The sequence below is a fragment of the Tenacibaculum sp. MEBiC06402 genome (assembly GCF_049239625.1).
Classification (GTDB): Bacteria; Bacteroidota; Bacteroidia; order Flavobacteriales; family Flavobacteriaceae; genus Polaribacter.
In genome coordinates this window covers 268,883-291,333 of the sequence record NZ_JBMKKT010000097.1, presented here as the reverse complement: position 1 = coordinate 291,333, position 22,451 = coordinate 268,883, and the positions used below count along the sequence as shown (strand labels likewise).

Sequence of the window (22,451 nt, the reverse complement as noted above, 5' to 3'; positions counted from 1 at the left end):
AGACAATTATATTTATTATTAATTTTTATTCTCTTCCAACGCCTTAATAGAGTCAATTTTCTTTTGAAGTTCTTCTATTACTTTTTCATTTTTATTTTCACTCAATTTTAAATTTATTGAATCTAAAACTGCTTTTTGTTGGTCTTTAAACACATTAGAATTGATTTTAAAGTAATCGTTGGTAGTTTCACTTTCTTTCCAAGCTTCTCCCAACTGTTCAAAAACCTTTACATTCCACTCACTCGGATGCTTTGCATCAATCCAAACAACATCACGATACTCACTATCTATTAAAGCTAAATCTGGTGTTGCAGAACCATCAAACTTACTTGATTCATCTCGAATTGCAGAAATCGTACTTAAGAAAAACATACGCTTTCTCCCAGCAATTTCTTTAATATAAGGTCTAAATTCAACTGGCTTATTAACCGACCAATCAAACTCTTTTCGAGACTCGATTACTTTTAAAGGCATTGCCGAAACTCCAGCATATCCTTGCTTTTTAGACGCATGATCGTAATAATATAACTTATCCGTTCCATCAGCTGGTATAAAAACACTAAAAGTTAAACTTGTTCTTTCCTCTCCTACTGGCTCTAAACCAAACCAATGGTACAATCCTGTGTAAGCATCCGATTTGGTATCAGAAAAATCAAAATCGGTAACAAAAGGTTGTTGATTTTGATCATCTGGTAGATCTGGGATTTTAACCGCAGTTTCCATATTCCAAGGTAACGGATCACTGAAACCACCTATAAATTTTAACGATTCTGCTTGTAAGCGAGAAACTTTTTCAGCTAAGGTATTTTGACGTGTTAAATACGGAAAATTGCGCATTTCTTCAGGAGAAATATACGTCCCTTTTCCAATTAAAATACGCTCGATATAATCGTTAAAATCGTGCGCTCCATTTTCAATAACCATTACACCTCCGAAACTTGGATAAGGGAAAAAGAAACCTTTCCATTTAATCAAACTCACCACTTGAACCCAAGCTCCTTTATCATTTTTCATGTAATAGGTATCACTTGGTTCCAAATTAAACAATTGAAAAATATTGAAACGCTGTACAACTGCATTGTAAGTATTTCTACTAAATTTTAAAGATTCACCTATGGAGAATGTAACCGGAATTCTGTTTTCACTTGAAAACCTTGGAAACGGAGTTGTACTTGACACTGCAAAAACCTCTTCTGTATTATCTGTCATACCCTGCCAAGCATATTTTTCTGTTGGCTGAATAGCCATGGTCCATTTATTAATAGAATCGATTCGAACTAAATGCGGTAATGAAACATCTTTCGTTTCTCCGACAGATTCATTTGCCATTGAAAAGATATTCATTAATGGTTGAATACGTTCGTTACGAGTTAAAGGCAACTCATTAATTTCTACACGATTTAAGCTATTAAATACGTTGTACGTTTTTACGTAATCGTACATTTTTAAATGCCATCCGATAAAATACAATCCACCTAAAAAAACAAGAATACCAAGAAGCGTAAGTAAACGACCTCCTGTACTTGCTGTTCTTCTAAATTTTCGCAAACCAAAAAACAACACACTAAAACATAGTAAAATGATGAAGATATATTTTCTAACAAACAGTAATGCAGGTTGATAATCGTCTCTTAAAATAAAAAGCAGTAAGAGCAATACAATTATCCAAAAGATCACGATAAACTTTTGTTTACCTCCTTTATTCCAATAGTTTTTAATCATTTTTTTAGTTTTTGGTTGTCATTATGAATGGTAATGAAATAATCTTAAAATTGAGATTCCCACCTCCGTGGGAATGACATCATCAATTTACTAAAGTAATCCTTTGTCTTTTAAACGTTCTCTTGCGCTTTTTTGATCTTCTTTAGGAGCTTCTTCCTTTTTTACTTCCTCTACAATTTCTTCCTTCTTTTCAGACTTCAAATCCTCTATAAAATCTTTTCCTTTATCAATTGTTTCTTTCACAATATCACCTATTGATTCTGAATGTTCATCAATCACTTCACTAGATTTAAAAATAAACCCAGCTACATACGTTCCAACTATAGTTCCTACAATCATTGACATAAATAATGAAACAGTTGTTACACTTATAGGTAGCATGAATTGAGCAACTATAATCCCCATTAAAAATAAGGCGCTAACAAATACTAATCTTAAAATAAATGTTTGTTGATATACAAAACCTTTGGTATCCGTTTCTTTCATTTGTAGCTCCTTTGAGTACATTAACTTATTAAAAATACGGTACAATTTATTTCCATTGGATTCTCTCCAATACAATACGATTCCAAATAATATTGCTGCTACGAAAAGTATTAATTCTAATGTCATGGTTATATGTTTTTCTTAATTGTTTCTATCACCCAATCTTTTAATGAGCCGCTCCAATCTTGATACAAATTGTAAAATATTTCTTTATCGTACCAGTATAAAAATAAAACATCTTTTGGTGAAATACTCACTAATAATTTCCAAACTAAATCTTGTTCGTTCGGTTTTAACGATGAATGTGGACTATGCAAGGCAATGTATATATCTCTATCAACAAAATCTGCAACTTTCGTTCGAGGATCAGATTTCTTCTTCTCTAAATATCGGTCTAATCCCATAATTCTTTTACGTGCAGAAATATCAATCTTATTTAAATATCCTTTAAAAAGCATTGGGTCATCTAGTATGTTTTTTACTGATTGTGTGTCCTCTGTTATGTATTCAGAAAGTAAAAACTTTTTGATACGCTCATATCTTTTTAATGTAATGTTTGAACTAACATCACACTCTATCATTAAATGAGATGTTAACTTCTCAATTAATTCATCATGAGAAATATGATACATTAATACATCGTGATTTGTATCTTTTATAGCCTCCTTGTAGGATTCCATATCTTCAAAAACTAAAATCGGAGACAAAAAGCTTTTTAATACATATATACCACCAAACGCCTCTGTATAAAAAGATTCGGTGTTATATGTAATGTTCTCCAAACTGATCTCTCGTTCTCTTAAATCTCCATAAGTATTTGCGGAATCAAGTAGTTTTTGGTGAACAGCTTCATCAATAAAATTATTATCACTTCTGAATAGCTCAATCAATTGTAATTGCTCTTCTTTTGCTTTATCCAAATCATCAATTAACCTGAACTTAACGGTAATATTCTTGTATTTTAAAACATCTAAAGGTTCGTAAAACACATCGATATCCTGATCGAAATCAACACAAATAGCAGAATCCCTGGTAATGTTTTCAATTCGTTTTTGATGTTTTTTAAACACCAATTTCATTAGTTCTTTATCAAATGAATGAAACGGATTATAAATTGGCAACCCTTTTTGTAAAGGTGTAATAATGATACAATGTGGATTAGCATCACCGTGATTTAAATAATGTGTTTCACCTTTTTCCTCAGCGATTTCCGGGCTCCAACCTATACCATCAATAAAAAAAGAATTTAACTTAGTTTCGGCAAAACCAAGCTTCACCAAACACTTGTTATAACGCTCAACCAATTTACCATTAATTGGTATTAACTCTCCTTTATATAAATCTGCTTCTTTAAGTTTTTGCATTAGTTTACAAAAGTTACTTTACTTATTTTTCCGTTTTTAATTTCATAAATAGCAATAGCTTCAATTGGTTTATCAGAAATTCCAGTTATTCTTTCATAATCGATTACTTTATTTCCTAAAACCATTCTTTTAACTATTTCACAATGTAAATTTGGATAGGTTTTAAAAAGCTTTGCATATCCTCCTTTAAAATTTGCTTTTCCTTTGCCTTTTAATTTATTAGGATAATCATAGATTTCAAAATCATCACTATATGGTTCTAAAAAAGCATCAATATCACCAGCGTTATATCCATTAACCTGACGTTGTACTAACTGCTCTGGAGTATCTTTAATAATACCATAAACTGGAAAAGCTGTTCCTCCTTTAATGACAAAATCAATTGCTTTTACTGCTTCTAGGTTTTCTAAGGGATTTTCATTTAAGATAACCAAATCGGCAAGTTTTCCCTCCTCAATAGAACCTAACTCTTTCTGTTTGTCTAATATTTTAGCCCCATTTATTGTTGAAGTTTGTAATACTTGAAGGTTTGTTAAACCTGCTTTTTTCATCGCTATCATTTCATCAAAAAGCGAAGTTGCATGTAAAGTTCCTATATTCCCAGCATCAGTTCCTGTGGCTACGTTGAATCCATTATCTATTGCTTTCTTCAGATTATATGCCATTAACTTTTCATCATTCTCAAGCTTGACTTTATTATTATTTGCATATGATTTCCATCTCTCCCAATGCTTAAGAGATTTCATCTCCAATTTTTTAGAATCATATAAACTTCCCAGTACAGTTGGGTTAGAAATATTGAAATCTTCCTTTGACGGTGCTATATTTTGTGAAAATGATTTAATATAATTTTTCATGACAATTAATGTTGGTATATAACTAACATTATTATCCTTAACCATTTTTATAAACTCATCATCAATTTTTTCATCTTCAACACTATGAACTAAAAAATTAGCGCCTGCTTTAATAGCTTTTTTAGCCGTACTTAGTTCAGTAGCATGAACCGCAACTTTTAAATTATTTTTATGAGCTTCATCTATTGTTGCTTTTACAATTTGATAATTCTTTTCTTCATCTTTCTTTGATCTTGCGATATACCAAATCTTTATAAAATCTGGTTTTAACGGAATTTGTTTTCTAACCAACTCTCTTGCTTCTTCTGGAGTATTGGCTTTAATAATTGGAGCATTTTCTATTTCAAATGCTTTTGGTTGATATGTTGAAACTAAAGGTCCAGTAATAAATATATTTGGGTACTCACTTATATCAGCATATTTATCTCTTAAATCAAAATTATATATAGGACCACCAACATCAATTACAGTTGTAATACCACATCTTAAATAACGTTTTAAGAAGTCAGTCGTATATCTTTTCAACCAAGTTCTTTCATCTTCATAATCTTTAAATTGTTTCAAATTTGCTACATCTGGTCTAGTGTATAAACCACCTGATTGGAAAAGATGAATATGACTGTCTATTAAACCTGGAATCATCCACTTACCGCTTGCATCTATTACTTTATAGCTAGTTTCAGGTTTGATGCTTTTTGATATTTTTGCAATTTTTTTATTCGTAACAAGAACATCTTTCGTGGTAATTTTTCCAGTTTTAACATCTACTACTTGAATATTATCTATTAAAACAGATTCACCATTAGCATTATACTTTTCACTTTCAACTACGATATCTGGATATAAATTAATCTCGTCTATTTTTTCTTGCCCAAACAAGAAAATTGATGAAAGTATTAAAGTAGTAGTTATGATTTTTTTCATTTTTTTAAATATTGTGCTGAAATTTTATTTTTTAATTCTTTTAGTTTACTATCCAAGATACTATTTGATATATACCTATCAAAATTGAAATTAAAAGAAAAACGAATATTAATACACATCCGTACTTAAACAACTTTTCAGTAAATGTTTCTTTATATTCTTCAGTTTTTTTGTCAATGGTTAATTCATTCCTAGAACCATAAACAGCTTTTATAACTGGAAAATAATTATAGTCCTCAATAAATAACCAATCTTTATTTTCTATACGTATAAATCTTTCAGACTCTGGTTGACTTTCAAGGTAATCAAACTGTCTGGAGTTCAATAATAACTCTTTTGCATATTGAATTACTCCTAACTTATTTGCCTCTATATGGATATTATCATCCATATCGGAGATTATACTAAAATAAGCCTCTTCCTCACTATAATTTTCAAGATTATTTAATGCTTTTTCAATATGAATCTTTTCCATTACTTCTTCTCGAATTGCTCTCTCGCTTCCAATTCAATGTTCATTTGATTGATACGAGCATCTACTTTACGTTTGAAGTCAGTATCAGCAATTGTAGCAACATTGTCTAAATAACGAACAACTTCTTGTCTTCTAATTTCTGAAAAATCCAAGCCTTTCATGTTAGTCTTCATTAATTCTTGAAGCATATTGAATTTGGTTTCATAATCTTTCTTGAAATATATTTCCGGGTTTTCGAACCAATCTTGTTCTAAATCAAAATCTGTTAAACGTAATGAAATTGCTGATTGAATATTACGAACATCTCTTGAAGAAAAGAATGGAAATATCTTTTGAATTTCTTTATACAAACCCGCAAAAAACATATGTTCGTTGGTTTTATACTGCTGCTCTACTCTATCATACACCTCATGAACACGCTCTTCAGTTGGCTTTTCAATACTGCTAAGAACATCACCCATACTTTTTACAAATCCTTGATCTGCTAAATAATTATAACTAGAAGGATCTGACATGTTTACGAAGTCAGGCATCGTTTTATGAAACTTCTTCCACCAAATATAATCTTGATCTAAAAAGTCATTTTCAGTTCTTGCTCCATCGATTTTAAAACGACCTTGTACACGTGAAATAACCGCTTTATCTAACATTTCAGGAAGGTTTGTAAACAATCCGATTGAACTATTTCCGTAATTAACTGCATACGCTCCTTCTGTATATCGCAAGAAAACTCCAATAACCTCTTTTACACCAGCAGAAACTCCTTGAGCTGTTCTCTCCTGTAAATTGTTTTCTGCATCGTCAATTGGTGCAAAAATTAACTTTGTTGGGTCTTGCATTGGTTTCATCCATTCAACCATTTTTTCTGCTGATCCTCCTTGAAACGTAGAAATTAAAGTATCTGGCATTGGATGAAATAAGAACGGAATATCTAAATTATCCGAATGTTCCTTTAATCGAGTTGCAATTGCCGCAATCAACATACTTTTTCCTGTACCTGGAATACCATATCCCATAAATACTGGCATGAATCCACCTAACTCTTGGAAAGGGTTTTTCTGAGCATCGAAATCATAGCTTAACATACGCTCCGTTAAACGACGCGCAAAGTGTTTTGCATCCTTATTTCCTACAATTTGCTCAAACTGAATTTTATTAAACTCGACACTCTTTGCTGTTCCACTAAAAGTATTTTCCCAACCTGAAACCGCAAAATCTGAATTTTCAAGCTTGTAAGTTCTATCGGTAATTGTTTCAGTGTATTCTAGGCTACTTTTTCTAAGATTAATTTCATCAATTAAAGCTTCAAAATACACAACTGTAAAGTCAATTACATCTTTATCCGAACCAATAATATCTGGATGAGACAAATATTTATCATAATAAAATAAGCAACAAGAAATTCCTTTCAACGGAGAAAATAACGACACCTCAGGAATTCCCGCAAACTTCTGTTTCATTACAGATAAATCATCAGAAGCATAAGGCTTTAAATCATGTAGAATTTTATAAGCTGTAGCAAACAACTGAAAAGCTGTTGCTGTTTGCATTTTACTTTCAAACTCTCTTTTACCATTTGCATCTAAAGCTGCTCTTTTTTCAGCTAAACCTGATAATCCAGAAGCATCGGTATAACTATCTTTAATCCAAATTCCTAAAGTTAAACCTTCTTGAACTGCATATAGTGTTTGATTCAAGAAAATAGGAATAGCAACTGAATCAGGTAACAATCGTTTTTTTAATGCTAAAATTGTCTTTGAAACTGAAGTTAACTCAGAAGCTCCTCCGCCATTTGCTCTTGATAAAAACAATAGAATAGATTCATCTTTTTCGTTTTTATCTTTATTTTTTGCTCGCTGCCCCTGCTCCCACTGAATACTTTTTAAATATCCACTAGCTTCATCACGAAGCATATCTAATTCATTTTTCTTAATTGGAAAGGTTGAATTGTGTTCCATATTCTTTAGTTTACAGTTTTTAGTAAGCAGTAACCAGTTTAATGCTACTCACTTTCTTAACTGATATTTTTTATTTCTTTTTAAACTCCGAATTTTTCTGGGTGAATCATCATATAATTGATGAGTTTCCCAATTTCTATACTTTTATTCTCTAATAACTCTTTCTTTTCTTTGGTTATATAATTACAAGCTAAAGCAAATTCTAACCAAAGCTGAGTTTCTGAATTCTCACTATCAGCATCAGAAAGTTTACTTTTAAAGTGTTTTACATATTGTCTTTTCCTATAACCTTCAGCAATAGCCGAACATACGGCTCTGCTAGAACGAATTATTTGAGAAGACAAACCATACATCTCTGATTTTGGAAATTCTTTAGTAAGACTAAAAATATCCATCGCAACATCAAACCCCTTTTGATAGGCCAATAATGTTTTAAAACTCATCTCTTTTTCTTTTTTATTTTTTTTCTTAATTGCAATATTTAACTGAACTGAATACTACAAACTGTAGACTGAGTACTTAAGTTATATCAATTTTTAAATCTGAAATTTGAATTGGTTCTTTTGCCAATTTATTTAAAACTTCTGGTGTTTTGTTATATAACATTTGAATAATTCTATGTGGCGCAAACACATATTTTCTATGTTCTACATCGTTCCACTTTTGTAAAATTTGCTTTGAAAAGAAACCACCTTCTTTGAATGTTCCTCCAGAGAAAACTTCATCTGTTTTAAAAGACAATGCATACGATTCTAACGGAATTTCTTTCTTTGCTATTCCTTCTAGAATTGCATGTGTAATTAAGTTTTCATCTTTAGCAAAAACATTATGCAAAGGACCTAAATCGATTCTCTTGATATACTTAGGATTTACATCTGGTAATTTTCTATCAATATTATACGCCAACGTATCTAAAGCCATATTTCGATCTCCACTTTCACGAAGAATTGCATACAATTTCTCTTTATAATCTTCAATTCGTTTTCCGTCGTAATTGAAATACATGAAACAGATGTAAGGTCTATTATCTGAAACATCGTAAAAACTCCAACTTGTTAACAAATCTGCTGGACTATTCTCAGGTGCTTCTAAAATTTTACCTTGAACAAATCGATTAAAAATATATTTCTGATTTACTGAATTATAATAAACCACTGAAGCCGCTTGAAATAATCTACGCTGTTTTATTTTTTGCTTTTTTCGTAATAGAGAATCTAAAAACTCCTCTTTCAAATCTTCAATATTCTCAAGTTTACTGATATACTCTTTTTTGAGTTCTAAATCATTATACAAATACCTAAACTCTAAATAATTTGGAAATCCAGATTCAGTTAAATCGATTTTCATATTATCGTCTTCGTCATACATGTATTTTACACGCATTGCCTCTATTGAATACAATAATAAATCGGTATACTGTTTAAAAATAACAAGCTCTTGACTACTGCATAAGTTTTGTCTTTGAATATTCACAATTAGCTCTTTAAGAACAAAATCTACCATCTTATGATAAAATACATATTGCTCTTTTGAATCTAATACAGCAGAATCTAAAGGAGTTACAATCATATTGAATTATTCGTACTAAAGGTTCTTATTTCTATAGATTAAAAAGACGGTAAAATTACCGTCTCTTTAATATTTTTCTATTTGCTATGATAATAAATCATCATCGTTTGACTCTGGTTCTGGATCATTGGTAGGCTTATCATCACCTCCTGAAGGAGCGTTTGCATCTGCCTTATAATAATCTTCGAACAATTCTTTCATATCAATTCCATAACGATCGGCAAAATTCTTTTGAATCTCAGAGTCTTTCTCACGGATTTCCTGTAATGCCTCAGCATATGACCCGTAAACACCTTGCATTACTTTTTCATGAACTGGAATATTATCCATCATTTCCTGACGTGCTTTTGCGCTAGCTGTATGCATTGCTGCTAAAGTCTCACCGATATGCTCATCTGTTTTAACTCCTAAGTGCTCTAAAATAGCAGCAAATTCCTGATCTGTTCTTGCTTTTAACGCTACGATATAACCATCGTAATACTTCAAACGCTCTTCAGTATCTGATTTTAATTTTGCTCTATGTGTTTGTAAATTACTACGTAAAGATGTAAGTACTTTAATTGTTAAGTTATGTTTATGAACGAAGCTATCTTTACTAGCTGCCAAAGTAGTGTAGGCATTTTTCAAACCTTCTAGTTCTTCAACTTTTTGCTCTAATTTAGTTACCTTACCAATAGCTTGTGCATATTCAGCAGACTGCTTATCAGCAATTTCTTCTAACTCTTGACGAGCTTGTTTTAACAACGCATATTGCTCTTCTAACTGAGTTTCAACTTCCTTCTTTTTCTCTAATGCCTTTGTATGGTTTTTCGTAGCTTCTACAATTGCAACTTGCAACTTATCTTCTACTTCTTTTATTTCAACTTCACGTTCTTTTAAACGTGTAACTGCAGCTTGAGATTTGAATGATAATTCAGAAAGTAACGTTTGAACATCTGCACTTTCAATACGCTCTTGAAACATCGCTTTAGCCCTATTATCTGCACCAGCACGAACCTTCTCCGCTTCTTTTAATTCTTGCTCGGCTTTCGCAATTTTACTCTTTCTTCCCCAAAGGTTGTTCCACCAAGTATCAGGTTTATTTTGAGCATCTTCTAATTCTATCCTGGCTCTTTCTAAAGCTTTTTGTGCATCATCTATGATTTTTTGCTCATCAGCATTTAACGAAGAAAACTTTTCAAAAATGATTCCTACTTCATCCTGGTAATCCGTTAAATCTTTAATAGCATCTAAAAGAGTAGTTCTATCTTTTTCAGCCATATTCACAACATCGTCTAATGTTGCGTTTAATATTTTTTGTCTAACCTGAGGATCATCTTCTTGAGCTAATTTAGATTTCATGCTATCAATAGCTTTTCCCCAATTAACATCAACTTTTTCCGTTTTATCGTTAGAATTCGTTTCTAATAAATCAAAATCATCAGACATCTTGTGTGCGTTTTTTATAGTTGTACAATTTTTAAAGTTAGCAATTTCGTTAAAAAAAATTATTTAAAATAATTATTCAACAAATAATATGTAGCACTTTTTCCAAAAATGTTACACCTTTAAAACAAAAAAGAAAACCGCTTTTGCACAAAAGCGGTTTTTACTTCAAACTAGAAATATATGTAAACAAACAACTAACTAAAACCTAAAAGTTTTAGCGTTTCTTTTAAACAGTTGCTACCGCAACCTTTTCTTCTGACGTTTTCGCATCAAACTGATTAGAGGTGTTTTTAGAACCACCTGCTTTTAACGCATTTTCTCCCGAGAAGAATGTTTTGTGATCATCTCCTAAATCAGATCCTGCCATTCTTTGGTGTTTTACACAAGAAACTCCTTTTCTAATTTCCTGACGTTGCACTCCTTTAACGTAAGCTAACATTCCTTTTTCTCCGAAATATCCTTCTGCTAAATCATTCATATGAAGTGCAGTTGTGTGATATGTTGGTAATGTAATTAAGTGGTGGAAAATTCCAGCTTCTCGAGCACCATCCATTTGGAAAGTTCTAATTTTCTCATCCGCTCTGTTACATAATTCAGAACCATCGTATTTCGCATCCATTAAGTTTGCTCTGTCATAACCAGATACATCTTCTCCAGCCTCAACCATTGCGTCATACACTTGTGTACGGAAATTTAAAGTCCAGTTAAATGATGGTGAATTGTTGTAAACTAATTTTGCGTTTGGAACAACTTCTTTTACTCTGTTTACCATTGCTGCAATTTGACCTACGTGTGGCGTTGGCGTTTCAATCCATAATAAATCAGCTCCGTTTTGTAAACTCGTTACACAATCTAAAACAACTCTATCGATATTTGTTCCTTCTCTGAATTTATATAATCCATTAGCTAATCTTACCGGGCGAACTAACTTTCCATCTCTTTTTAATAATACTTCGTTATTAGTTACTTGATCTAAAGAAACCTCTTCACACTCAACGAAATCTAAATACTGAGAAGCTAAATCTCCTGGCTCTTGACTTACAGGTAATTTTTGAGTTAATCCAGCTCCTTCTGAATCCGTTCTTGCAACAATAACTCCGTCTTCAACTCCTAATTCTAAGAATGCATAACGAACAGCATTTAACTTTGCAATAAAATCTTCGTGTGGAACAGTTACTTTACCATCTTGGTGTCCACATTGTTTTGCATCTGATACTTGATTTTCAATTTGAATTGCACAAGCACCAGCCTGAATCATTTTTTTAGCTAATAAATAAGTAGCTTCTTCATTACCAAATCCAGCATCGATGTCAGCAATAATTGGAACAATGTGTGTTTCGAAATTATCGATTTGATCTTGCACATCTTCACCAGCTTCTAATCTTCTGAATAAATCATTCAACTCAATCGCATCTGCTTGACGTAAGAAATCATAAATCTCTTCGATTAATCCAGCAACAGCAGTTTTCTCGTGCATAGACTGATCTGGTAATGGTCCGAATTCAGAACGCAATGCTGCTACCATCCAACCTGATAAGTATAAATATTTTTTATCTGTAGTTTTATTATGTTTTTTAACCGCAATCATCTTTTGTTGAGCAACAAATCCATGCCAGCATCCTAAAGACTGAGTATATTGAGAAGAATCAGCATCATAATCTGCCATATCTTTTCTCATGATTGAAGCTGTATATTTAGCAATATCTAAACCAGTTCTAAAACGGTTTTGTGTTGCCATTCTTGCAGCATTTTCTGGACTAATTGCGTTCCAAGATTTACCGAACTTTTCTTTTAAGTTTCTTACCGTTTCTAATGCAGAACTGTAACTTCCTTGTGGTAAATTTTTCATAATATTGTATTTCTAAATAAGTTGTTTATAATAATGACTTGCCCTTTAAATGTTGCCGCATTTTTGGGGCTTTTTTTTGTTTTAATTTTTAAATATATTGATAAGCTGGAAGTGTTAAAAACTCTTCGAAATCCTCTGACAAGACTAAATCATCAAACAACTGAATCGCTAAATCAAATCTTCTGTTTTTGAATGATTCTTCTCCAACCAACTCTTTAATTTTTTCTATCTCTTGAGCTTTTAAATCTTGATACATTTCAACATCAAATTGCTCTTCACTTTCTAATCGAACACCTTTGTGTAACCATTGCCAAATTTGAGTTCTAGAAATTTCTGCTGTAGCTGCATCTTCCATTAGATTATATAGAGCAGCAGCACCATTTCCTGCTAACCAACTTTCTATGTAAAGAATACCGACATTAATGTTTTCACGAATTCCAGTTTCTGTAACAGTTCCAACTGGCATTTCAACCAATTCTTCTTCGGTAACTGTTAAATCTTCACGTTTATTATCGATTTGATTTGCAGTCGGCATGTGTTCATTAAAAACATCCATTGCCACTTTAACCAGTCCTGGATGTGCAACCCAAGTTCCGTCGTGACCATTTTTTACTTCCTGTAACTTATCACCTTCTACTTTAGCATACGCCGCTTTATTTGCTGCTTCGTCATTTTTAACTGGAATTTGAGCGGCCATTCCTCCCATTGCATGAACACGACGAACATGACAACGTTGAACTACTCTTTGAGAATATGCTTTCATAAATGGCGAGCTCATTGTTACTTGTGCACGGTTTGGTACTAAAAACCCTTCATGATTTCTAAACTTTTTTATGTACGAGAAAATGTAATCCCATCTTCCACAATTAAGACCCGCCATATGGTCTTTTAATTCGTATATAATTTCATCTAATTGAAAACTAGCTGTAATTGTTTCAATAAGCACAGTAGCTTTAATTGTATCTTGAGCAACACCTAAATATTCTTGAGCAAAAACAAAAACCTCGTTCCACCATCTTGCTTCTAAGTAATGCTCTAATTTTGGCAAATAAAAATATGTTGCTGTTCCTTGTTCTAATAACACTTTAATGTTATGGAAGAAGTACAACCCAAAATCAACTAATGACCCCGACATTTCTTCTCCATCTAATACAAAATGCCTTTCATTTAAATGCAAACCTCTTGGTCTTACTAACAAAACAGCTGTTTCATCATTTAAACTATAAGTCTTATCCTTCTTTTCGTTGTAGAACGAAATCGTTTTCGTGTTTGCGTCAAGTAAATTTTGTTGACCGTTTAATATATTAGAAATTGTTGGAGAATTACTATCCTCAAAATCTGCCATAAAGGTTTTAGCTCCTGAATTCAATGCATTAATTACCATCTTTCTATCCACAGGACCTGTAATCTCCACTCGTCTATCTAATAAATCTTGTGGTAATGGTTTACACACCCAATCTGAATTTCTAATAGACTCCGTTTCTTTTGGAAAAGAAGGATAATTACCTTCATCAAAATACTGTTGCATCTTGACTCTTTCCTCTAGCAACTCTAGTCGTTTATTATTAAACTTGACATGTAACTCTATTAAAAAAGCCTTCGCCTCTGGCGTTAAAATTGACTGGTAAGACTTCGCTTCAAATCCACTGAACTGAATCTCATTTAGAATTGCTTTAGTTTCCATTTTTATTCTTTTTTAAATAATTACACCACAATGTTATAAAATATTTTTGAACTCTCCAAGCGAACGTTCGCTAAATTTTAAAAAAAGTTAATTTTTATAAGTTCGCTATTATTCATAAATTTGATTTTATGTTATTAGAAGAACAATACATTCGCCTTATTTTTGGGCTGAAACTAAAGCAAATTAGAACGGAAAAAAACCTATCTCTGTTTGGTTTAGGAAAACTTACAGGCTTATCAAAATCTTATTTAAATGAGATAGAAAAGGGAAAGAAATATCCCAAAACAGATAAAATTGCGATTCTTGCAGAGAGTCTTGAAGTACCATACGATCATTTAGTCTCTTTAAAATTAGATAAAAACCTCGCTCCTATTGGTGAGATTTTACAATCAAAGATTTTAAAGGAAATTCCGCTTGACCTTTTCGGGATTCAGGAAAACAACTTAATTGATATTATCGCTAATGCACCTGCTAAAGTAAATGCTTTCATTAGTACCATTATTAAAATTTCTCAGAATTACAATCTTACGAGAGAGAGTTTCTTCTTAGCTTCTTTACGTTCTTATCAAGAAGCACACAATAATTATTTTGAAGATATTGAAGAAAGTGTTGAAAAATTCGCCAAGGCTTATCACATCAATCTTAATAAAAAAATCACTTCAGAAGATTTAAAAGAAATCCTAATTGAAGAATTCGGTTACAATGTAGATACTGAAGAATTATCAAAACACACCAAATTAACGGACTTAAGAAATATTTACATTCCGAAAAAGAACACGCTTTTATTAAGTAAAGAAATTTCGGAACCACAAAAAACGTTTATTTACGCCAAAGAAATAGCTTACAATTTCTTAAAAATAGAGGATCGATTGTATACGTTCCCTTGGATTAAATTTGAAAGTTTTGATCAAGTATTAAATAATTTTATCGCTTCTTATTTCGCTGGTGCTTTAATTATACCGAAACAACAATTAATAAATCAACTAAAAGATTTATTCAATAAAGAAGATTGGAATCCGCTTAGACTGCATAAAATACTGACAAGCTATAATTGTTCTGATGAAACTTTTTATCAACGATTAACGAATATTTTACCGACGGCTTTTAATATTAAGAACTTATTCTTTTTGCGTTTTACGCATAAAAAAGACTCTCCGAAATATCGCTTAAGTAAAGAATTACATATTACTCAGCAGCAAGCTCCTCACGCCAATCGTAACCAGGAACATTACTGTAGAAGGTGGGTTTCCATCAAAACCATTCAAGATTTTGAAAACTCAGACCAAAAAAAGTCTTCATCAGGAATTCAGATTTCGTCTTATGAAAATTCAACTAATGAATATTTAGTATTGTCTTCAGCCAATAAAGATCCATTTAAAAAAGATATTTACAGAAGTATTAGTATTGGAATGCTTTTATCTCCACACTTAAAACGAAAAGTGAAATTTTTCAAAGAAGATACTTTTGAGAAAAATGTAGTTGGCGTAACCTGCGAATCTTGTTCTGTAAAAGACTGTAAAGAGCGTGTATCAGAACCTTGGATACTAGATAAAAAAGCACGTTACAAAGAAATTGAAAACACCGTAAAAAACATCATCGAATCGTACGAGTAATCACCTTGAAGTGTGCTGGTATTTTCTTATTTTAGCACTCGCAAACAAACAAAGATCTATGGACATTAACTTCAATAAAAACGAAGACCACAATAAGTTGTTAGCTTCGGATTTAAAACAGCGTTTAGCCAAAATAAAATTAGGAGGAGGAGAAAAAAGAATTCAAAAACATCATGAAAAAGGCAAACTAACTGCAAGAGAGCGAATTGACTATTTACTTGATAACGATTCTGACTCTATTGAAATTGGAGCTTTTGCTGGTGAAGGAATGTATAAAGAACATGGTGGATGTCCTTCTGGTGGTGTAGTTATCAAAATCGGTTATGTAAAAGGCAAGCAATGTATTGTAGTAGCAAATGACGCTACTGTAAAAGCCGGAGCTTGGTTTCCTATCACAGGAAAAAAGAATTTAAGAGCTCAAGAAATTGCAATCGAAAATAGATTACCAATAATTTATTTAGTGGATTCTGCTGGAGTGTACTTACCAATGCAAGATGAAATTTTCCCAGACAAAGAACATTTCGGACGAATTTTTAGAAATAATGCCGTAATGAGTAGTATGGGAATTACACAAATTGCTGCTGTAATGGGAAGTTGTGTTGCTGGTGGAGCGTATTTACCAATTATGAGTGATGAAGCTTTAATTGTAGATAAAACTGGAAGTATATTTTTAGCTGGAAGTTATTTAGTAAAAGCCGCAATTGGTGAATCTATTGACAACGAAACTTTAGGTGGAGCAACAACACATTGTGAAATTTCTGGGGTTACCGATTATAAAGCTAAAGATGATAAAGATGCTTTAGATCGTATTAAAAATGTAATGGATAAAATTGGAGACTTTGAAAAAGCTGGTTACAATAGATCAGAAAGTAAAGCTCCTGCAAAAGATGAAAACGAAATTTTTGGAATTTTACCAAAAGCACGTCATGAACAATATGACATGATGGAAATTATAGAGCGCTTGGTTGATAATTCTGAATTTGATGAATATAAAGCTGGATACGGACAAACCATTATTACAGGTTATGCAAGAATTGATGGTTGGGCAGTTGGTATTGTAGCGAACCAAAGAAAAATTGTAAAATCGAAAGGTGCAAAAACTAAGCCTAGCGAAATGCAATTTGGTGGTGTAATTTATTCTGATTCTGCTGATAAAGCCACTCGTTTTATTGCAAACTGTAATCAGAAAAAAATTCCTTTAGTATTCTTACAAGATGTTACTGGATTTATGGTAGGAAGTAAATCTGAACACGGAGGAATTATTAAAGACGGTGCTAAAATGGTAAATGCCGTTAGTAATTCAGTAGTACCTAAATTTACTATTGTAGTTGGAAATTCATACGGAGCTGGAAATTACGCTATGTGCGGAAAAGCGTACGATCCAAGATTAATTGCTGCTTGGCCAAGTGCTGAATTAGCGGTTATGAGTGGTGCTTCTGCTGCTAAAGTTTTATTACAAATAGAAACGGCTGCCTTAAAGAAAAAAGGTGAAGAGATTACTAAAGAGAAGGAAGAAGAATTATTTAATAAAATTAAATCTCGATACGACGAACAAATTTCTCCGTATTACGCTGCTGCTCGAATTTGGACAGACGCAGTTATTAATCCGTTAGACACAAGAAAATGGATTTCGATGGGAATTGAAGCAGCAAACCATGCTCCAATTGAAAAGCCATTTAATTTGGGAGTTATTCAAGTTTAATTAGTTAATTTTAGACGCATTAACCAATTAAATTATTATGAAACCAATTAAAAGAAAACTTTTATTTTTTCTTACGATGGTGTTGATATCATCTATCAACTCTGAAATGAACGCTCAATTCTGGAAAAAAATAAAGAAAAAAGCAGAAGAAGTAGTTTCAAAGAAAGCAGACGAAAAGATTGATGATGTTTTAACTAAAAAAGAAAAAAAGAAAACCGATTCTGACTCCGAAACTAACAAAAATGACAAACCTTCGGGAGAGAAAAACAAGAAAGTTGATAATCAGTCAGGAAATAAAAATACTGCCGAGTTATACAGAAACTTCAAATACATACCTGGTGAGAAAGTCATTTTTTCGGATGATTTAGAATTCGAAGAAGTTGGTGAGTTTCCATCTAAATGGGATTTACTAAGAGGCGGTGTAGAAGTAGCGACTCTAGGAAAGGATAAGGTGATTTATGGTACTAGCGATGACTATAATCGAATCACTCCCCTTTTTAACTCTGAAAATTATCTCTCAGATGAATTTACCATCGAATTTGATATTTATGTTAACTCTTACCCAAAATATGGTCCAGAAACACAATATGACATTTCCTTTAGAAAGGAAAGCTTCTATGTTGGTATCTGTGATGTACAAATTAATATTGGGAAAAAAGGTGTAACTGGATTGGTAAAGGACAATAAAAGGGATTTTAATTTTGAAACTGTTCCTTCAGGAGAAGAGAATGACTGGCACCGTATTTCTCTTTCATATTATAAAAAGAAAATGAAGATATATTATGACGGACAGCGCATATCAAATCTTCCAAACTTTAAATTACCCATTGAAAAGTTTGCTATTCAAATGTATACTCATGATAAAAACCATAAAGTCGCTATAAAAAACATCAGAATTGCGTACGGTGGAGGACAAATGTATAAACGCATTCTTTCCAAAGGAAAATATAGCACTAATGGAATTTTATTTGATTCTGGAAAAGCAACAATCAAACCTCAATCTATGGGAGTTATCAATAAAATAGCTTCTATTATGAAAGAAAAATCAGATTGGAAATTTGAAATTATAGGGCATACAGATTCTGACGGTGATGAAAAAAGTAATCTCGAACTTTCAATTAAAAGAGCTCAATCTGTAAAAGAAGCAATTATAGAAAAAGGTATTTCTAAAGATCGTTTAACAGTTTCAGGAAAAGGAGAAACTGAGCCTCTTAATAAAAACTCAAACGAATTAGAAAAAACAAATAATCGAAGAGTAGAATTCATTAAAAAATAATAAACGATCAAGATAATTTCATAAGGAAACACCATTATTCTTAATGGTGTTTCTTTTTTATAAATACATTGATTTTTTTACATTTGCTTTCGATTAATTAATTACAGATAGAAATGGGAAGAGCATTTGAATTTAGGAAAGCAAGAAAGATGAAACGTTGGTCTGCAATGGCTAAAACCTTTACCAGAATTGGTAAAGACATAGTTATGGCTGTAAAAGAAGGCGGACCGAATCCTGAAACCAATTCTCGTTTACGTGTAGTTATCCAAAATGCAAAGGCTGCAAACATGCCTAAGGATAACGTAGCGCGTGCAATTAAAAAAGCATCAGATAAAGATACCGCAAACTATAAGGAAGTTTTGTTTGAAGGATATGCTCCTCATGGAATTGCAGTCATTGTAGAAACTGCAACAAATAATAATAACAGAACAGTTGCTAACGTAAGAGCTGCATTTAATAAATGTAACGGAAACTTAGGAACTTCTGGCTCTGTAGTATTTATGTTTGATCATGTAGTAAACTTTAAAGTGAAAGAAGAATCTCTAGGAATGGACTTAGAAGAATTCGAAATGGAGATGATTGATTTTGAAGTTGAAGAAGTTTTTACCGATGACGAAGACAACAGCATAATGCTATACGCTCCATTTGAACAATTTGGTGCAATTCAAGGTTATTTAGAAGAAAATAATATAGAAATCGTTTCTTCGGAATTTGAACGAATTCCAACTACTACAACTAAACTTGAACCAGAACAACAGGAAGAAGTAGAAAAGCTTTTAGAACGTTTAGAGGAAGATGATGATGTGAATCAGGTTTACCACTCGATGGAGATGTAAACTCAGAAAACATAGTATTTTCAAGACAAGCCCGCTATTTTAATAGCGGGTTTATTTATTTACAATCGTTTATTTTTAATTATATTTGAGTAAAACATGAACAAATAGTGAACAAATAATGAACAAATGAATTTCACCCTTCAATTAAATACCTACAAAAAGAAAAATGGAACGCAAGCAATAAGACTTCGAATTTTTACTTCTTCTAGAGATTCTCAATATATAGACGCTGGAGTCTCTGTTAAAAACTCACAATGGGATTCAAAAAAAGAACTTGTTAAAAAACATGCTTTAGAAGAGCAACTTAATGCTAAACTAAACACACTAAAAACAAGAGTTCAAAAATTATACTACGAAAACAAAGGAATTTCCGCTAAAAGGTTATTACAAATTTATAAAGCAAACGTTCATTATGATACTGAGTCCTTTACTGATTTCTACCAATCAATTATAGATGAAGATAAGTTAAAAAAAAAATTTAGAACAGCTAAAACAAAGCAACATTACTTAGATAAATTAAAAATGTTTTCAAGTTACGTTGCTTTTTCAGACATCAACCATAAATTCTTGAAAGATTATGAAATTTGGATGTTAAAAAGAGACAATAGAAAAAACACAATTGCCTCTAACCTTAGAAGCATCATTACAGTTTTAAATGTTGCAGTCAGAAATGGTTTGATAAAAGAAAATTTAGCTAGAGGATATAAAATTGAAAAGGAAAACACAGTAAAACAAACCTTAAATTTAGATGAAATTCAAAAGATTGATGAATTAGAAATACCTAAAAGACATAAGGCGATGAATGTTGCTAGGGATATGTTCCTTTTCTGTTTCTATTCTGCTGGAATGCGTTTTACAGACATGTGTTTACTAAAATGGAAAAACATAAAAGAGGACAACATTGTTTACACAATGAATAAAGTTAAAGACAGAGTTGGTTCAACCAGGACAATTCCTCTAAACCCTAAATCTAAAGCTATCTTAGAAAAATATAAAGGATTAAACAATACCTTCGTCTTTCCTCCTCTATACAAAGCTGAATTTAAAGATCAAGAACAAATTGAATATATTATTTACATCAAAAACAATAACCTTAATAGAGCTTTAAAAATTGTGGCAGACCATTGTGATATTGACAAGAGAGTTTCTATGCACATGGGCAAACACTCTTTTGCTGATTATGCTGTAAAAAGTGAAGTTAGTTTATTAATGATTTCAAAGCTATTAGGACATACTAGATTAGAAACTACTCAGCATTATTTAAAAGACTTTTATCATAAAGAGGAATCTGATACTATTAATAAATTATTTGGTTAAAAAAGAGGGTACGGTTGGCAAACCACACAACTCAGCAATTTTATTATATTTCCCTGCAAGTTTTTGTATTGTCTCTATATTTTTATTTGTCGATTCTAATACTTTGCCGGCGTTTCTTATTCTCTTTAAATGTTTTTCGAGTATAGCTTTAAAGTTTTTAAGCCTTCCCGATTTTTTTAAAGTCTCAATGTTATTTATTAATTCAAGTTCCGAACTAATTTCCTCAAATTCGATGTATTCACTAGAATCTAAATTAAGGGTTTCTTTCGCATTTCTTAATTCCTCGATAAAGTTATTTACCACTGGCAATAAAACGTTATTATTTGCAAGTAAAATACTGGGTTTAAAATCAATATTAACTTCACTTTTATTATTTAAGGCAGCAAGTAAAAACTCGTTGAGAGCATTAATGCTTTGATCTTTAATAGCTATTATGTCTCTTTGGTTTTCAATTCTTACTTTAGCTATTCTTAATTCACTTTTTAAACCAAGTATTATCTTGGGGTCATCGGTTAATTGCTCAGGGTTTCTCTCTCCAGTAACAATTAATTGGTATTCTTGTAATGCCTTTTCAACTACTTCTCTTGCACCCTCTTCACCTTCAATAATTAACCTAACTAGATAATTCTCTTGCTCTATTTTTACTTTTATTTTTTCTTTTGGATATTTTTGTTGAATATACGTTCCAAAATAATTTAATATCCCTAATCCTGCTAAATAAAGTTCTTCTGGAAATTCTATTGAGTTATTGACAATTACCCTCTCTTCATTAGCCTTAGAATGAAGCTTCATAATTTCTTTAAAATTCCTCGCAATCTTTTCTTCTTCTTTTAGAACTTTTAACTCTCCGAGATTCGTGACTTCAAACTGATTGAATTCTTCATCCGAGTTAAAAAGAATTACAGCAAATGGAATCTGAAAATCAAAAGGAGATGATGAAATCAATAAGTCATGAATTTTCTTTATTTCTATTTTTTTTAAATCATTTACTGTAGAATTAATTTCGCTATCTGCATTTAATCTAATAGTAAAGATTACTATCTCAGTGGACTGATTAAATTCATGCATTACACTAAAATCCTTTAACCAAGTTTTCAAAGCCTCTACTGCAAATAATAAGCTTGTATGATTCAATGATAAATTACCCTTATGAAAATCAATTTTTTTATAAGTTACAGGCGAAAAATCTAATATTTTACTTAAGCTCCAACCTTTCTGATGAAAGGCATCTGAGAGCAATGTTTTAAAATCACTAGTATCCCAAATTGAATTAGCATTTCTTTTAAACGCAAATTCAAAAGATTCTTGAATTTGAATAAACTCATCTTTGTAATTTCTCTGGAATAATTCAATAGCATTTCCAAAATTATAAATATGTTCAATAGCCATTA

Annotated in this window: 17 protein-coding genes; 5 read left to right on the top strand and 12 right to left on the bottom strand. The window is 31.7% G+C overall.

The annotated features are described in order from the left end of the window. Window positions 1-18 precede the first annotated feature (18 nt). The 11 genes from ACOSP6_RS11160 to aceB all read right to left on the bottom strand — a co-directional run bounded on the left by ACOSP6_RS11160 (window position 19) and on the right by aceB (window position 14,316). Window positions 19-1,722 (bottom strand): hypothetical protein, encoded by a 1,704-nt coding sequence (locus ACOSP6_RS11160; RefSeq protein WP_422093335.1) that lies wholly within the window; start codon window positions 1,720-1,722, stop codon window positions 19-21. Window positions 1,723-1,812: 90 nt separating this feature from the next. Beyond that, complete coding sequence (locus ACOSP6_RS11155) at window positions 1,813-2,334, bottom strand: hypothetical protein (RefSeq protein ID WP_422093336.1); 522 nt, start codon at window positions 2,332-2,334, stop codon at window positions 1,813-1,815. Window positions 2,335-2,336: 2 nt separating this feature from the next. Beyond that, window positions 2,337-3,572, bottom strand: a complete 1,236-nt coding sequence (locus ACOSP6_RS11150; RefSeq protein WP_422093337.1) for a DUF6638 family protein — start codon at window positions 3,570-3,572, stop codon at window positions 2,337-2,339. After that, window positions 3,572-5,353, bottom strand: a complete 1,782-nt coding sequence (locus ACOSP6_RS11145) for an amidohydrolase family protein (protein WP_422093338.1) — start codon at window positions 5,351-5,353, stop codon at window positions 3,572-3,574. The genes ACOSP6_RS11150 and ACOSP6_RS11145 overlap by 1 nt, the downstream gene beginning before the upstream one ends. Window positions 5,354-5,393: 40 nt before the next feature. Continuing rightward, the gene (locus ACOSP6_RS11140; RefSeq protein WP_422093339.1) at window positions 5,394-5,828 is read right to left on the bottom strand and encodes a hypothetical protein; all 435 of its coding nucleotides are present in this window, start codon (window positions 5,826-5,828) and stop codon (window positions 5,394-5,396) included. Continuing rightward, window positions 5,828-7,786 (bottom strand): AAA family ATPase, encoded by a 1,959-nt coding sequence (locus tag ACOSP6_RS11135; RefSeq protein WP_422093340.1) that lies wholly within the window; start codon window positions 7,784-7,786, stop codon window positions 5,828-5,830. The genes ACOSP6_RS11140 and ACOSP6_RS11135 overlap by 1 nt, the downstream gene beginning before the upstream one ends. Before the next feature lie 80 nt (window positions 7,787-7,866). Further along, window positions 7,867-8,229 (bottom strand): four helix bundle protein, encoded by a 363-nt coding sequence (locus ACOSP6_RS11130; RefSeq protein WP_422093341.1) that lies wholly within the window; start codon window positions 8,227-8,229, stop codon window positions 7,867-7,869. 76 nt (window positions 8,230-8,305) lie between these two features. Next, window positions 8,306-9,355 (bottom strand): hypothetical protein, encoded by a 1,050-nt coding sequence (locus ACOSP6_RS11125; RefSeq protein WP_422093342.1) that lies wholly within the window; start codon window positions 9,353-9,355, stop codon window positions 8,306-8,308. An 84-nt stretch (window positions 9,356-9,439) separates the two neighbouring features. Continuing rightward, a complete protein-coding gene (locus ACOSP6_RS11120; protein WP_422093343.1) occupies window positions 9,440-10,783 on the bottom strand; it encodes a microtubule-binding protein in 1,344 nt (447 codons plus the stop codon). A 226-nt stretch (window positions 10,784-11,009) separates the two neighbouring features. Next, window positions 11,010-12,632 carry an isocitrate lyase gene (locus tag ACOSP6_RS11115; RefSeq protein WP_422093344.1) on the bottom strand — a complete coding sequence of 541 codons (1,623 nt, stop codon included), beginning with the start codon at window positions 12,630-12,632 and terminating at the stop codon, window positions 11,010-11,012. 88 nt (window positions 12,633-12,720) lie between these two features. After that, window positions 12,721-14,316, bottom strand: coding sequence for a malate synthase A (gene aceB, locus ACOSP6_RS11110; protein ID WP_422093345.1), 1,596 nt, complete (start codon window positions 14,314-14,316; stop codon window positions 12,721-12,723). A gap of 128 nt (window positions 14,317-14,444) precedes the next feature. On the opposite strand from aceB, the gene ACOSP6_RS11105 reads away from it, so the two are divergent. The 5 genes from ACOSP6_RS11105 (at window position 14,445) to ACOSP6_RS11085 (ending at window position 21,060) form a co-directional block, all read left to right on the top strand. Continuing rightward, window positions 14,445-15,929 (top strand): helix-turn-helix domain-containing protein, encoded by a 1,485-nt coding sequence (locus ACOSP6_RS11105; RefSeq protein WP_422093346.1) that lies wholly within the window; start codon window positions 14,445-14,447, stop codon window positions 15,927-15,929. A 58-nt stretch (window positions 15,930-15,987) separates the two neighbouring features. Continuing rightward, entirely contained in the window at window positions 15,988-17,631 is a 1,644-nt protein-coding gene (locus tag ACOSP6_RS11100; RefSeq protein WP_422093347.1) for an acyl-CoA carboxylase subunit beta, read from the top strand. A gap of 37 nt (window positions 17,632-17,668) precedes the next feature. Beyond that, window positions 17,669-18,907 (top strand): OmpA family protein, encoded by a 1,239-nt coding sequence (locus ACOSP6_RS11095; RefSeq protein ID WP_422093348.1) that lies wholly within the window; start codon window positions 17,669-17,671, stop codon window positions 18,905-18,907. A 113-nt stretch (window positions 18,908-19,020) separates the two neighbouring features. Next, entirely contained in the window at window positions 19,021-19,743 is a 723-nt protein-coding gene (locus tag ACOSP6_RS11090; RefSeq protein ID WP_422093349.1) for a YebC/PmpR family DNA-binding transcriptional regulator, read from the top strand. A 126-nt stretch (window positions 19,744-19,869) separates the two neighbouring features. Further along, the gene (locus ACOSP6_RS11085; RefSeq protein WP_422093350.1) at window positions 19,870-21,060 is read left to right on the top strand and encodes a phage integrase SAM-like domain-containing protein; all 1,191 of its coding nucleotides are present in this window, start codon (window positions 19,870-19,872) and stop codon (window positions 21,058-21,060) included. Here ACOSP6_RS11085 and ACOSP6_RS11080 read toward each other — a convergent pair. Next, complete coding sequence (locus ACOSP6_RS11080; RefSeq protein WP_422095721.1) at window positions 21,049-22,449, bottom strand: hypothetical protein; 1,401 nt, start codon at window positions 22,447-22,449, stop codon at window positions 21,049-21,051. The two genes, ACOSP6_RS11085 and ACOSP6_RS11080, sit on opposite strands and share 12 nt — an antisense overlap. Window positions 22,450-22,451 lie beyond the last annotated feature (2 nt).

Coding starts and splice junctions, on each gene's coding strand:
- ACOSP6_RS11160 (WP_422093335.1), bottom strand. CDS start 1,722: ATGATTAAAAACTATTGGAATAAAGGAGGTAAACAAAAGTTTATCGTG.
- ACOSP6_RS11155 (WP_422093336.1), bottom strand. CDS start 2,334: ATGACATTAGAATTAATACTTTTCGTAGCAGCAATATTATTTGGAATC.
- ACOSP6_RS11150 (WP_422093337.1), bottom strand. CDS start 3,572: ATGCAAAAACTTAAAGAAGCAGATTTATATAAAGGAGAGTTAATACCA.
- ACOSP6_RS11145 (WP_422093338.1), bottom strand. CDS start 5,353: ATGAAAAAAATCATAACTACTACTTTAATACTTTCATCAATTTTCTTG.
- ACOSP6_RS11140 (WP_422093339.1), bottom strand. CDS start 5,828: ATGGAAAAGATTCATATTGAAAAAGCATTAAATAATCTTGAAAATTAT.
- ACOSP6_RS11135 (WP_422093340.1), bottom strand. CDS start 7,786: ATGGAACACAATTCAACCTTTCCAATTAAGAAAAATGAATTAGATATG.
- ACOSP6_RS11130 (WP_422093341.1), bottom strand. CDS start 8,229: ATGAGTTTTAAAACATTATTGGCCTATCAAAAGGGGTTTGATGTTGCG.
- ACOSP6_RS11125 (WP_422093342.1), bottom strand. CDS start 9,355: ATGATTGTAACTCCTTTAGATTCTGCTGTATTAGATTCAAAAGAGCAA.
- ACOSP6_RS11120 (WP_422093343.1), bottom strand. CDS start 10,783: ATGTCTGATGATTTTGATTTATTAGAAACGAATTCTAACGATAAAACG.
- ACOSP6_RS11115 (WP_422093344.1), bottom strand. CDS start 12,632: ATGAAAAATTTACCACAAGGAAGTTACAGTTCTGCATTAGAAACGGTA.
- aceB (WP_422093345.1), bottom strand. CDS start 14,316: ATGGAAACTAAAGCAATTCTAAATGAGATTCAGTTCAGTGGATTTGAA.
- ACOSP6_RS11105 (WP_422093346.1), top strand. CDS start 14,445: ATGTTATTAGAAGAACAATACATTCGCCTTATTTTTGGGCTGAAACTA.
- ACOSP6_RS11100 (WP_422093347.1), top strand. CDS start 15,988: ATGGACATTAACTTCAATAAAAACGAAGACCACAATAAGTTGTTAGCT.
- ACOSP6_RS11095 (WP_422093348.1), top strand. CDS start 17,669: ATGAAACCAATTAAAAGAAAACTTTTATTTTTTCTTACGATGGTGTTG.
- ACOSP6_RS11090 (WP_422093349.1), top strand. CDS start 19,021: ATGGGAAGAGCATTTGAATTTAGGAAAGCAAGAAAGATGAAACGTTGG.
- ACOSP6_RS11085 (WP_422093350.1), top strand. CDS start 19,870: ATGAATTTCACCCTTCAATTAAATACCTACAAAAAGAAAAATGGAACG.
- ACOSP6_RS11080 (WP_422095721.1), bottom strand. CDS start 22,449: ATGGCTATTGAACATATTTATAATTTTGGAAATGCTATTGAATTATTC.